Here is a 12,005-nt window from a genome sequence, read left to right on the forward strand (position 1 = left end):
CGCGAAAGTCTCCCGGGCTAGGCTCCGGCGTCGTACAGCCGCTTCAGTCGCTCGATGATGATTTCAAAAAAACTGTCTAGCTCGGCCTTATTCGGGACGGGGCCGGCATCGACGCCAAACGTCAGCATCGCATTCCATGGGTTGAAACCATAGACAGTCACGACAACTCCGCGCTCGGGGCAGCCGTCCATCTTGCTCAGATCTTCGCGGATCATCGCCGCCAACTCTTCCGCTGTTTTCTTTTCCTTTGTTGGGCGCTCCATTGTTAGCCCTTTGGCTTCGCCTTTAGCCCGATCTCGACCAGGCGGCGGATGGCATTCGTCATTTGAAGAACGCCAGGAGATCCTCGATCACAAAGTAGCCCGTGAGGTATATGACGGCGACGACAATCATCAGTCCCAACGTGAGCCTGACGCATAGAGGCACCGCTTCCCGAGGTTGCATTAGTTGGCTCTCCGCCTAACCGTATCCAACCGCAACCGCAGGTCGAAAGCAATGCTTCACTCGCGAAAGCCGCCCCGAAGGGCGTGGCTACTCGATCTCGTTCGTCAGGTGGCCCAGCATGGCCTTGCAGGCTTCTTCGGCCTCAGCGAGCGTTTTGAAGGGCGAGCCGCCGATCTTGATGGCGCCCTTGTTCTGATCGATCGATCGCCACGACGCCACGAAGCCCGTGTGTCCGTGAAAGCCGGGGCCGCCGCGGCTCTCATAACTGATCACGAACGAAAAGCCGCCGCTGCTGGCGTTCCATATTTCCATGTCCTCGACGGGACTAATGACGCGGCTGAACTCCATGGGCCATTCCCACCGTCGACTTCCCCCCGGGGGGCGGAATTGTCAAATCAGCAAATCAGGAACGTTTCGGCGGAAGCCGCTTCCCGGGCTTTTTAAAAAGGTAAATTCGCGATTGGATGGCTCCGATGGAGCGTTTCATCTTTTGGGAAATCATCCGCGGCTTCATTCCCGAAGTTACTAGCTTGCGCAGCATATCGTCGTCGGTAAGCGTCCAAGGGCGGCCCGCTGGACGTGGGCCCGTCATTTTCCCTTCGCCTTCAGGTCCTGCGCCGGAGATAGCCCGCCCGCTTTGGTAAGTGGATCGTTCGGATCACGGAGCACGAAGCGGTCGAGCACTAAATAGGTAACCTCAGCCGTGAGGGCAGTAGCTGCAACGGCCGCTAAAATCAACAGAGCGATCGTGCGCTTGCTCATCTTCTCGCTTTCGGCCGATCGACGCGCAGGTTAAGTTGCGCAAGCTCTAACTTCCGGCATGATTTTGGCGGTGCTCATAGTGTCGGGGCCCCACATGGTCTGCACGACCGACAGGTCCACCTTGGTTTCATTCTTTCCAGCGGGCCGGAAGAGCAGTTCCCAATAACGAACGCCGCCGGACTCCAAGGCGAGCCTGGAGGATCCTTCTAGGTCGGCTTTTTTGATCCCGTTGCCAGCAGTCTTCTCGAGGCGCTCGTAAGCGCAGCCAGCGATTTTCTTGTAATCTCCGATCAATAGGGCGCTTTCAATCGGCGCCTGATCAAGCACGCTTGTTGCCTCCCCATCGGAGTGGCATCCCGCTAGCGAGCCTGCGACAACCGCCGCGGCGATTGCGATCCTCATTTTCCCTTCACCTTCAGCCCGATCTCGACCAGGCGGCGCTGGCGTCCTCATTAATCATGAACCTCGAACAGGCGAGGATTCGCCTCGACGTACTCTACCCACAACTGCTCCATCAACATCTGAACCTCATGGGGGCGATAATCTTCGCCATTCGGCAGCACGCTTCCAAGCTGCCCAAGATTCGTGTTTCCCGAGTACGGGGCGCCAGCATGGGGAGTGTACGTCGCCCCGGTCGGCTTGTGGGTTATACCCTTAGGCGAAACCTCAAATTGGTCTCGCTGAGCCGGCGTCGACGACATTTGCGCTCCTGCCAGCCCCTTGTCGCGACGTCGCCGCTGACGTCGATTGAGCCATGGGAGTTTTCCCCGACCGACAGTATTGCGCAAGCGGATTCCCCAATAGGGGATGGACTTTTTTAACCAAATCAGTTGAGCATGTTCACTGGGTTTGATCACCCGGACCAGTGAATACCCGAAATCCATCTAAGGATCAGTGCGTTCGATTGGCGTCGAGCGCGGCGGGTTTGAAACCTTTCCCTTCGGGATGAGGTTTCGACGGACGCGCTTGGCGGCGCGGCTCCGAACGGCCAGATAATGGCCGGGGGCGAGCGTGCTGTCCAGAGGGCTTCGGCCCTTAAAAGCGTCTCGACCAGTCTCACTGGCTGGTGATCAACCCCCGGCTGCTCGGTCTGACACCGGGCGACGGCTTTGATCAGCCGAAATCAGTGAGCAAACCACCATGACCCTCGAACGACCCATGTTTCCGCCCGTCGACCCGACGCGGCGGCGGTTTTTATCAGTTGCGGCCGGCGGCGCAGTTGCCACCGCGGCGAGCACCACGACCCAGGCCATAGGTACCCCGGACACCCCGGATCTCCTTCGCGTGGGATCCCTCGAGCTTGATCTCACCAATCGAATAGCGAGGCGCGGCGACCGATCGCTCGACCTCTTGCCGCGAGAATTCTGCCTGCTCGAATATATGATGCGCCGCCACGGCCAGATCCTGACACGCGCCATGCTCTTCCAAGAGGTGTGGCACTACAAATTCGTGCCTGAAACCAACCTCGTCGATGCTCACTTGGGAAAACTGCGTCGCAAGGTCGACGGGCCAAATGAAGCCCCAAGATCCGCAATATCCGCGGAGCCGGGTTCATTCTCGCTGCGACCGAGAAAGCGGTGCAGGCATGAGCAACGTCGTCAAATTCCCTTACAGCGCCAGCCACCGCGTCCACTCCAAAAAGCCGCGCCGATCAAAGAACGGCACACCAGAGGCGCGGGCGGCGAAAGTCGCGACGTTGGAAACAGCGCCGGCCGATATCGTCTCCATTTCGCGCGTTCGAGCAGAAGCGTATTCGGAGGTCGATCGCAGAAAACTCCGCGGTAGCCCGTTGCGGGACTGCATCGCCGCGGTCTCGTTCGGTGCAACAGTGGTCGGCAAAATGCACACCGCCGGATTGAAGGGCGAACCGCTTGCAGCGGTCCAATCCGATATCCGAAACGAGTGGCTTCAAACTTTGGACCGCGCATTTGGAGCGCTGGCCACGATCAGCGTCGGGCTCACTCAGGCGGTGCAGACCCTGAAGGCGCTGCAGTCGGAAACTTCCGACTTTCCGGTAAATTTACCGGCCCCCGACTTGGGACAACCTGTCCTAAATTTAGCGACTGAGCACGACCAGTGAAGCGCCGGCGCCGAACGGCTAGAAAGCGCAACCGCCAGCGGCTCGCCGCTCACGCAAGACGGCTACGGCGATAGACGACGAGACCGCCCCCGGTCACTCCCGGGCCGCCTCTCTTTTTGGTTTCCCGGAATGTCTCTCCGTCGACTCTGAAATATCGGAGCTACGAAATATCGGACGCTGCACGATTATCTCGGGTCCATCCTGTGGAAACGTGTGCACGTGCAGCGCACAACCTTGAATTGGCCTAAATCGCCTGTTGGAACTTTTATTAGTTGCGGAGCGTGAGTCGCTTCTAATCCTCGTAAATCAAACAAGGGAGATACGCGATGGGGGTCGCGTTGGAAGTAAACGTTGCGCTCTGGATCATGATTGGCTGCGCGCTCGCCGGATACTTGAATTAGGCCAACAGCCATTTTGCAACCGCGACGGTGGCCCAACCGAACGCGGACAGCCAACCGATCATTGCGACGGCGGTCGAGGCCAAATAGCAGGCCGTGAACAGCCGGTCCTTCATAGTGGTCCTCGTGATCGCCATTGCCACCATCGGCATAGTTTCCGTTAGGCTGTTCATGGCACCGCTCTTTCCCGCTTCGGGCCTACACAGAGAACACAATCCGCAAGGGTGGTCTGTGAGCTAGGTCACAAGTGTTTGGCTCCTCCGCTAGATCCACCGGTGTTGATGCCGCGACATGTCGGCAAGGTATTTCTGGCAGGACCGGTCGTAAATCAGGCTGATGATCAAGGCCCACACGGCTGCACCCCCTTGTTTGATCGGGGTGAGGCTAGGCCGTCAATGTTTCCGGGACGCTTCGCGGGTCGGCCAAAATGGTTTCACGGGAGCCGAGGCGAGTCCGCCCATCCGGCGGCGCCGATCGGCCTAGACAGAAAACCAGGTCTCAAAAAAATTTGCGCCGTCGGGCTCGAAATGTGTGTCCCGGCGGCGCCTGTTACTGGCCATGAAATCCCCAGCGGTAACAGGTTAGCAGGCGCCATGCCGAGCAAATGTGAACTGGTTCACAATCGTGCTCGTTCTTTCCAAACGGCGAGGGGCTTCGGTCCCGCGCTCACATCACCGATCAAGGTTTCGAGCCCGCCGCTTCAACCCGGTGGGTTTTTCTTTTACTCTTGTGAGGCCCGGCCATCTGCGGGCTCCCCCTCTCCAGCCGCTGGGTTCGAGGTGCGACCGATTCCGTCGGCCGGGAAAGTCGAGCGGCCCATCGCCGTTCGCACCGTCTTTGGAGGTCCAGGGGGATGATACTCATATCAACTCCGGGTTTTCGGTGATTTGACGCGCTCAATCGCCAAACAGCTTCCCGAAGTCGTGCGAACGGCGGTGGGCACAACTGTGTTCCGAATAAGGATAGAGCTGATTTTCCGCTGGTGTTGGAATCTGATCACACCATCGCGGCCGTGCGAGGGCTCTACGCCCAATGGACTGGTTGGCGCGAGCGGCCGGCACATGACAGCCGGGGCGAGCCGGACTCACCAGCGGGCTTCCTAGAGTCAGGGAGGGCTGATCTGCGGCGAGGGCGGAAGTTCAAATTCCTGGAACGCGATGACCGCAACCGGTTCGCATTCGTCGCAAAGGAAAAATCCAGAGTCGGTCTCGATCGTCGCGCAAGCAGTCTGGCAGGCGTCGCAAACCCTACATCGCATGATCATCAGCAAGTCCGGTCACAGTGCTCTAAATGCATAACGCATTGCGCGTGCGCAGGTTCAAACTCGCGGCAATCGATTTGCAGACACTATGCAGACACGGCCGGTTTGGGGGATTTTAGGTTTATTCGCTAAGTGATTGATTTGGTTGGCTCTCCGGGCTGGATTCGAGAGATGCCCTTAACGCGTTGAAATGTTAGCATTATCTCCAACGGCACTTCTCAGAAGGCCCACAAAAAGGCCCGCAGGGACCGTCTAGGGCAGGGCGCTTTCTGAAAATATATTTTTGATTCCGGCCTCGCCCAGGCTTCAATGGCCCCATGCCCGACCCCCGCCAAAAGAATCACCTTTCGGCGAGATGCGCGCCTCCGGCGTTCGCGGTCTCCTGATCTATTGCTCCGATTTCCGCTGCAGCCATTGGACCGCGATCAGCGGCGACCGATGGCCCGGATCAAAAGATCATCGACCGGATGCGGCCTCCTGTGTGAGCCGTATGCTCACAAACGCCAGTTTATTGCTCTTGCCGCTCGGCGGGCGCGCGCAACAACCGTCTTTTCGGCACGTTGGTTGCATGAATTTTGTCGGTCGCGCATAGGAAGACCTCAGAAAACTCCTATGATGCACGACTGGCCCGGCGCGCCTTCTCCCGGCAGATTGCGCGTCGGGCCACTTTAAGGTTCTTCCAACAGGAGGGCCGCATGTGGGGATTTTTGATCGGCCTCTATATTGCAGTGATTATCTACCCGTTTTTGAAGAGTGGCAGCAGAAGCGCGCCGACAAATCCGCCTTAGCGAACATGCGCCGACATAGCGCGTTGGGGCATCGCTGGGACGCGACCAAAGGTCAATGGATGGACAAGTAGCCGAGCGCTCGCACCTCTGGGGTAAGAGAAAAGGGGCGTGCCCGGCTACCCGGCCCATACGCGACGCGGACGCCGTTAGGTAGCGACCGATTTGTGGCGAAAACCATTCTGCAAGAAGGCATAACGTTGCTGATGCCGCCGATCATGGTAACCAGAGCCCATGAAATTCGTTTCGCCGAGCCACTTCGCTGATCCAGACGCCGCCGCCCGCAGACTGGTTGAGATCGCCAATGCGGTCGAGGCGGTCCAAGATGGTCGCATTTACATCGAGCTGATCAACGGTCCTTTCCTCAAGGAGGGCGGCACACCGGACCAGTACCGAGCCGCGCTCGCGCGAGCGGTCACGTTGGGCTGGCTGTGGCTGCACGAATCCGGGACCTATGTGACGTTCACCCCTGCCGGTGCCGAGCCGTTCGCCTGATGGCGGCCAAGGACTGGCAGCGCGCTTTCGACGATCCGATTCTCTTGCCGCGCGGTCGTCAGCTCACCACGCTGCAGGACGCTGGCACCTTCATCACCAAGCTGCCGAAAGCCGAGCACGACGCCCCGGAATGGCAAGCGGCGATGGAGGCACTGCTCTTGGTCGTTGAACTTGGCGGCCCGACCATGTTCGCCCGGATCGGCGTCATACGGGCGCACAATCGGCACGTCGAGCGGGAGTTCAACCCCGACCGCAAAGAGACGCATTGGGGGCGGCGGAAATTGGCAAGGGATCGGTGAGGCAGACCTGATACGGTGTGGCGGTCGTATAGTGCTTGCCGCCGATAACGGTTACGCGCAAGCTGTCGGCAGAAAGCGGGGACGGTGTGGTCCATAACAACGATCTAATCGTGGCATCGTCGACAGCGCTATCGCTTGCTACGCTTATTCCGTCATGGCGGATTCTAGGCCGAGTGGGAATTTCGCGTTGGTGGTCTTTTGTTTCGTTTGTGCCGTTTTTGGGAACACTTATCGTTTTGTGGATCATTGGATTTCGCGCATGGCCCAAATTGAAGTTGGATGCTCAGAGACCCTAAACGTTCCGGCATCATAGTCGCTGATGTCCGTCCGAATTTCCATTGGGGAGCAAGAGGCCCGGCGGGCGGCGGGGAGTGCGCAAGCACCGACCGTATATTGGCAAATAGCAAGAGCGACATGAATGCGGTGGCCTACGTGGGCGGACCTTAGAGGCATCGGCAATTCGAACGCGGTCCGCGCTTCGATCATCGTGCCGGTTATCGGTTATCTGATCATCCTCAATTCGACTATCGCCGATTATCTAAAGCTGCACGGGATTGAGTGGGTGCATCAACCTGCGAGCGTTTGGGACCACCTCTGGAGCCTTAAGCTTTATCTGGTCTATTTCGGGCTCATGTTCCTTGGTGTCGGAGCAGCCATCTATCAATGGAAGTGCCCATCGTTCGTGAAAAAGTATGGAGATTGGGCGGATTACGTTGCTGGCGTGGCACCTCACATAGACAGCGCGCAAGTAATGACGCTCGGGAACGTTGTTGGGCAATCTGTATCAATAGACGATTTGCGTTTTGACACCACCGGCGATCTAGCGCGGAGCCTTCTGCGCCGACACTTTAAGCATATGTCGAACTACTACCGGGGTTGGCGAATAACGACCGCCATCCTGTTTGCTTGGGGCTTCGCGCTGCTGAGCATACCTTCGTTTATGACGGCTGTTCGCGTTGCCATTGCGCTCGTAACCGGCGAACGCTCGTCCACCTAGGTTGCGACAATCACCGGCCCGGCGAAGCGCTGCGCCGCCCCTGACCGCTACTTTTCTTCTCGCATGTTGGACGGCGATGGAGGCGGAAGGAGTGGCGTTGCAGGAGATTTAGATGTTGGCGAATCTTTGATCCTAATAGGGGTAAACGACATGCCGCCTCCCATGCTTGGCGGGAGTTGCTGCGCCATTTCGCGCCTGTCACTACCAGCTCTTAAATAAGTCACTTCGGACGGAAGAGAGACGCGAACAAAATACTTGCTTTGGCTATAGGCATAAAATGAAAGCCACATCTCAGGAAGGACCGCTTCTGGCGCAAAGCGGCCGTTCATGCGCCAGGCTGCTGTCGATCTCCAGATTGAACATGGTTAGGTCGCGAGCGCGGCGAGGGCGACCCGGTTCGGACAGCCGTGAAGCAGCGCAACGTGGTCAATCTGATCGACGCGCCACGCAAGAGCCTGAACGATGCCGGCAACGGTGGCGCCTCGGAGCCGGCCGAGGGCCGCAAGTCCAAGAAGGCGGCATCGGGCCAGCGCGAAATGCTGATGGCGATATCCGGCAGGACAAGGTGAAGCCAGCAGCCAAGGAGACAAAGCGTTCGGCCCGTTAGCGCCTTTGCATATTGGTTTTCGCGCGCACTTTGCCGGCAGCCGAAAGCAGGATCGAATCCGAGCGGCTCTTCACGTGATCGATGAAGGCACGCAGTTTCGGCATCATTTGATGGCGGCTGGGATAGTAGAGAAACACGCCCGGCGCCATGGGCGCGAAGGGTTCCAGCACGGGCACGAGTTTCCCCGCTTTCACCGCGCCGGCAGCGATCGGCTCGGGCACCTGCGCAAGGCCCAATCCTTCGACGGCTCCGCCAAGCATTGTGGGCATGTCGTTGGCGATCAAAGGTCCTGAAACGATGACTTCGACCGCCTCGTTGCCGTTGACGAAGGACCAGGGCGCGATCGACCCGTTCGAGCGGCGCATGCGCAGGCAGGCATGCCGGCGCAGATCGTTGATGAGTTCCGGCCGCTGCCGCCGACGCAGATAGTCCGGGCTACCGACCACCGTCAGCGGGTGCGCCGGCGTCAGACGCACCGCGATCATATCGGCCTCGATGAACTGGCCTTGCCGGATGCCGGCGTCAAACCCTTCGGCAGCGATATCGACCAGATCCGCGCTCGCGACGATCTCCACCTCGACATCGGGATAGGCTTTGCAAAACGAAGCGATCAGCCGCTCCAGCAGGATCGGCACCACCGCCCGCGGTACCGTGAGGCGCAACAGTCCGGCAGGCCGCTGCCCAAGGTCACGCGCGACCTCGCTTGCGGCGACAAGCTCCTCGAAGGCGGGCTTTGCGCGCAGGAGAAATCGTTCGCCGGCTTCGGTCAACCCGACACTGCGAGTCGTGCGAATGAGGAGTGCCGCGCCGACGCGCGCCTCGAGTGCCCGTATGGCCTGGCTGATCGCCGACGGCGTCACCCCAAGTTCTGCGGCGGCTCTCCGAAAGCTGCGGTGCTGGGCAACGCTCAGGAACGCCTCCACGCCGTCGAGCGCGCCTTGCCTGACTGTGAAGTTCTGCTTCATAGCCCGTCAATATTATCACGAATAGTCGCCCGCCGGAAGCAGACGTATGTTCGACGTGCAAATCGGGAGGCACCCCGACGTCGAGGCCCCGGATGCGCGACAATCAAGGGAGCAACACCATGCGAGACGCGACGTTTTCCCGACGCGACATGCTCTGGGCGGGGGGCGCGCTCACCGTCGGCGCGGCTTTCGCGGAGCCGCTCAAAGCCGCCGCCGCCGAGCCCGGCGGGGCTGGCCCGGAGCCGACGTCCTGGGTGGATCCGGCGATGCCCGAGGTGACGCACCGGATGATCGGAACGAACGGCATCCGCTTGCATGTGGCCGAGCAGGGTGAAGGCCCGCTCGTCATTCTCTGCCACGGCTTTCCCGAATGCTGGTATTCCTGGCGCCATCAGCTCCCGGCGCTGGCGAAGGCTGGGTTCCGTGCGGTGGCTCCGGACTTGCGCGGCTATGGGCTAAGCGACCGTCCGGAGGGCGTGGAGAAGTATACGATTCTCGATGACATCGGCGACATCGTGGGTCTCGTCGATGCTCTCGGTGCCAAGCAAGCGGTGATCACCGGCCACGACATCGGCGCCGCAATAGCATGGCAAGCGGCGTTACTGCGCCCCGACCGCTTCGGCGCTGTTATCGCGCTCAGCCCGCCGTTCCGCTCGCGGGGGTTTGGCGACCCGGGGCCACCGACGACGCTCATGCCGCGGACCGAGGACGCAGTGTTCTACCAGCTCTACCTCCAGAATCCCGCGGCGGAGGCGGGGCTCGAGCGCGACCTGCGTCTCACCTTCCGCTACCAATTCTACACGTTGTCGGGCGACAGCCCACGGTCCGCGGGCGTTGGAGGACTTCCGCCCGGGATGATGCCTCGGAAGGGCGGCTTCATGACCGACCCGCCTTCGTTGCCGGCGTGGGTCACGGAATCCGATATCGATGTCTACATCAAGGAATACACGCGGAGCGGATTCCATGGTCCTCTCGCCTGGTGGCGCAACATCGATCGCGGCTGGGAGTTGATGGCTCCGTTCGCCGGAGCGGCGGTGACTGTTCCCGCGCTGTACATGGCAGGCGACCGGGATTTTGTCGCCAGCGTTTTCTCCGAGGACATCGCGAAGCAGTCGGCACTGGTCCCCAGGCTCCGGCCCTCGATCATGCTGCCGGGCTGTGGTCATTGGACCCAGCAGCAACGCGCTCCGGAGGTAAGCGCCGCCATGATCGACTTCCTTCAGAGCTTGTAGGTGCTGTTGCAGGTGCCCGTCGCCCGGCGGCCCGACGAAATCCACCATTCGTAGCAGGCGCCTCGGGCCAGACTGTCTTCGAGCCATTTCTGTTGGAGCAGACACATGACCGCGCAAATGTTTCTAACCTATCTGGTTTTCGTCGTCGCGGCGGTGATCGGCGTTTCCGCCGCCTATCTTCCGCGCCAGATGACATTTGCCATCATCGCGGGGCTTGCGATCTGGCTCGCTTATGTTGGCCTGTTGAGCGCTCTCGGCTACGTGCGCGATCCGTCGCTACGGCCGCCTGGCATAGTCTGGCTGGTTGGCCCCTTCCTTCTGTTCGTTGTCTTCGTGGTCCGCTCCAACATGGGGGCATGGGTAGCGGCCGCCATTCCGCTCTGGCTGATCCTCGGCTTCGAGAGTTTCCGCATCGGCGTCGAGCTTTTGATCCACCGCCTGCGGGAGGACGGCCTCGTGCCGAAGCTGCTCACCTACGCGGGCGGTAACGTCGACATGTTCGTCGGCTTGTCGGCCCCGATCATCGCCTGGATTGCCACCAGGGAACGGCCTGGGTTGAGGCTCGCCATGGGCTGGAACGTGCTCGGGCTGCTGTCTCTCGCCAACGTCGCGACAAGCTCCATGCTCACTGGCCCCTTGAAACTGATCAGCACCCAGGTGCCGAACGTGGCGATGGGGTTCTTCCCCTACAGTTTCATTCCGGGCTTCCTGGCCCCGCTTGCTGTCACACTTCACGTGCTCGCTATCCGTGCCATTGCAACCCTGCTCCGGGATACGCGATCGCCTGCATCGGGCATCTCCACGTCGACGAGCTGAAGATCCGCGACAACAGCCTGAAGGCTGAGAGGAACCTTACAATGACCGATATCTTTGATGACGTGCGCGACCACTATCGCGCGACCGGCCTGACCGAGCGGCTGAAGACGGCGCTGATGGCCCTCGGATCGGAGGATCAGCGGCTCACGCCCGAGCAACTGGGCGCCCTCGACCAGTTTCACACCCGTGGGCTCGCAGCGACCGCCGAGCTTGCCAAGTTGGCTGGGATCAGCGCCGACATGTCGGTTCTTGATGTCGGTTCGGGCGTCGGCGGACCGGCGCGCTTTCTGGCTGCGACCTACGGCTGCCGGGTGACGGGCGTCGACCTCAGCGAGCCATTCGTGGATGCCGCGCGCTATCTGACCGAGCGCACAGGCCTGACCGGGCAGGTCTCGTTCCAGACCGCCAGCGCGCTGGAGCTTCCGTTTGACGACGGCCGTTTCGACGTCGCGTTGCTGCAGCACGTGGCGATGAACATCTCCGATCGGGCGCGGCTCTACCGCGAGACCCGTCGCGTGCTGAAGTCAGGCGGCAGATTCGCGACCTTCGACGTCGTATCAAACGGCGATGAACCGCTTTATCCCGTGCCTTGGGCGCGGACGCCGGCGACGAGCTTTCTCATGACAGCTGCCGCGACACGCGAGGCGATCGAACAGGCCGGCTTTCGCACGCTGACATGGCAAGACGACACGGAGGCCGCCAAATCCTGGATCACTCAGTTGCGCGCATCGGGGCCGCCGCCCTCGCCAAATCTCGGCGTGGTGATGGGGCCGGACTTCGCGCAGCTCTCCGCCAATTTGGGACAAAATTTCCTGGAAAGCCGGATCGGCGTCCTGACCGCCGTGTTCGAGGCCCTGTGAACGA

The 12,005-nt window shown here is 60.5% G+C and carries 16 protein-coding genes and 1 pseudogene; 9 read left to right on the plus strand and 8 right to left on the minus strand.

Annotated features, from left to right (window positions below):
* Positions 1-17: 17 nt before the first annotated feature.
* The 6 genes from B5525_RS19740 to B5525_RS19755 all read right to left on the minus strand — a co-directional run bounded on the left by B5525_RS19740 (position 18) and on the right by B5525_RS19755 (position 2,090).
* On the minus strand, positions 18-263 hold the full coding sequence (locus B5525_RS19740) for a hypothetical protein (protein ID WP_079567495.1): 246 nt from the start codon (positions 261-263) through the stop codon (positions 18-20).
* A gap of 58 nt (positions 264-321) precedes the next feature.
* Positions 322-444: a hypothetical protein gene (locus tag B5525_RS47210; protein WP_276328855.1), complete on the minus strand. Its 123-nt coding sequence runs from the start codon at positions 442-444 to the stop codon at positions 322-324.
* 87 nt (positions 445-531) lie between these two features.
* Positions 532-792, minus strand: coding sequence for a hypothetical protein (locus B5525_RS45430; protein WP_079567496.1), 261 nt, complete (start codon positions 790-792; stop codon positions 532-534).
* Positions 793-1,032: 240 nt separating this feature from the next.
* Complete coding sequence (locus B5525_RS44080; RefSeq protein ID WP_154073320.1) at positions 1,033-1,206, minus strand: hypothetical protein; 174 nt, start codon at positions 1,204-1,206, stop codon at positions 1,033-1,035.
* Between the two features lie 30 nt (positions 1,207-1,236).
* Entirely contained in the window at positions 1,237-1,533 is a 297-nt protein-coding gene (locus B5525_RS19750; RefSeq protein WP_154073321.1) for a hypothetical protein, read from the minus strand.
* A 125-nt stretch (positions 1,534-1,658) separates the two neighbouring features.
* Entirely contained in the window at positions 1,659-2,090 is a 432-nt protein-coding gene (locus B5525_RS19755; RefSeq protein WP_079567498.1) for a hypothetical protein, read from the minus strand.
* A 391-nt stretch (positions 2,091-2,481) separates the two neighbouring features.
* On the opposite strand from B5525_RS19755, the pseudogene B5525_RS19760 reads away from it, so the two are divergent.
* Positions 2,482-2,795 (plus strand): annotated as a pseudogene (locus B5525_RS19760) (winged helix-turn-helix domain-containing protein); the annotation flags it as partial.
* A complete protein-coding gene (locus B5525_RS19765; protein WP_079567499.1) occupies positions 2,792-3,286 on the plus strand; it encodes a hypothetical protein in 495 nt (164 codons plus the stop codon). The pseudogene B5525_RS19760 and the gene B5525_RS19765, both read left to right, overlap by 4 nt.
* A gap of 397 nt (positions 3,287-3,683) precedes the next feature.
* On the opposite strand, the gene B5525_RS44085 is transcribed toward B5525_RS19765, so the two are convergent.
* Positions 3,684-3,857, minus strand: a complete 174-nt coding sequence (locus B5525_RS44085) for a hypothetical protein (RefSeq protein ID WP_154073322.1) — start codon at positions 3,855-3,857, stop codon at positions 3,684-3,686.
* 2,107 nt (positions 3,858-5,964) lie between these two features.
* On the opposite strand from B5525_RS44085, the gene B5525_RS19770 reads away from it, so the two are divergent.
* The 4 genes from B5525_RS19770 (at position 5,965) to B5525_RS44090 (ending at position 8,090) form a co-directional block, all read left to right on the plus strand.
* The gene (locus tag B5525_RS19770) at positions 5,965-6,225 is read left to right on the plus strand and encodes a hypothetical protein (protein WP_079567500.1); all 261 of its coding nucleotides are present in this window, start codon (positions 5,965-5,967) and stop codon (positions 6,223-6,225) included.
* Complete coding sequence (locus B5525_RS19775; RefSeq protein WP_154073323.1) at positions 6,225-6,524, plus strand: hypothetical protein; 300 nt, start codon at positions 6,225-6,227, stop codon at positions 6,522-6,524. Before B5525_RS19770 ends, B5525_RS19775 begins: the two co-directional genes overlap by 1 nt.
* Positions 6,525-6,942: 418 nt before the next feature.
* Positions 6,943-7,521: a hypothetical protein gene (locus tag B5525_RS19780; RefSeq protein WP_079567501.1), complete on the plus strand. Its 579-nt coding sequence runs from the start codon at positions 6,943-6,945 to the stop codon at positions 7,519-7,521.
* A gap of 407 nt (positions 7,522-7,928) precedes the next feature.
* A complete protein-coding gene (locus tag B5525_RS44090; protein ID WP_154073324.1) occupies positions 7,929-8,090 on the plus strand; it encodes a hypothetical protein in 162 nt (53 codons plus the stop codon).
* Between the two features lie 34 nt (positions 8,091-8,124).
* On the opposite strand, the gene B5525_RS19785 is transcribed toward B5525_RS44090, so the two are convergent.
* Positions 8,125-9,093 carry a LysR family transcriptional regulator gene (locus B5525_RS19785; protein WP_079567502.1) on the minus strand — a complete coding sequence of 323 codons (969 nt, stop codon included), beginning with the start codon at positions 9,091-9,093 and terminating at the stop codon, positions 8,125-8,127.
* A gap of 119 nt (positions 9,094-9,212) precedes the next feature.
* Between B5525_RS19785 and B5525_RS19790 the strand changes: the two genes are divergently transcribed.
* The 3 genes from B5525_RS19790 (at position 9,213) to B5525_RS19800 (ending at position 12,001) form a co-directional block, all read left to right on the plus strand.
* Positions 9,213-10,325, plus strand: coding sequence for an alpha/beta fold hydrolase (locus tag B5525_RS19790; RefSeq protein ID WP_244567962.1), 1,113 nt, complete (start codon positions 9,213-9,215; stop codon positions 10,323-10,325).
* Positions 10,326-10,430: 105 nt separating this feature from the next.
* On the plus strand, positions 10,431-11,141 hold the full coding sequence (locus B5525_RS19795; protein WP_079567503.1) for a hypothetical protein: 711 nt from the start codon (positions 10,431-10,433) through the stop codon (positions 11,139-11,141).
* 41 nt (positions 11,142-11,182) lie between these two features.
* The gene (locus B5525_RS19800) at positions 11,183-12,001 is read left to right on the plus strand and encodes a class I SAM-dependent methyltransferase (protein WP_079567504.1); all 819 of its coding nucleotides are present in this window, start codon (positions 11,183-11,185) and stop codon (positions 11,999-12,001) included.
* Positions 12,002-12,005 lie beyond the last annotated feature (4 nt).

Source organism: Bradyrhizobium erythrophlei, from assembly GCF_900129505.1.
Classification (GTDB): Bacteria; Pseudomonadota; Alphaproteobacteria; order Rhizobiales; family Xanthobacteraceae; genus Bradyrhizobium; species Bradyrhizobium erythrophlei_D.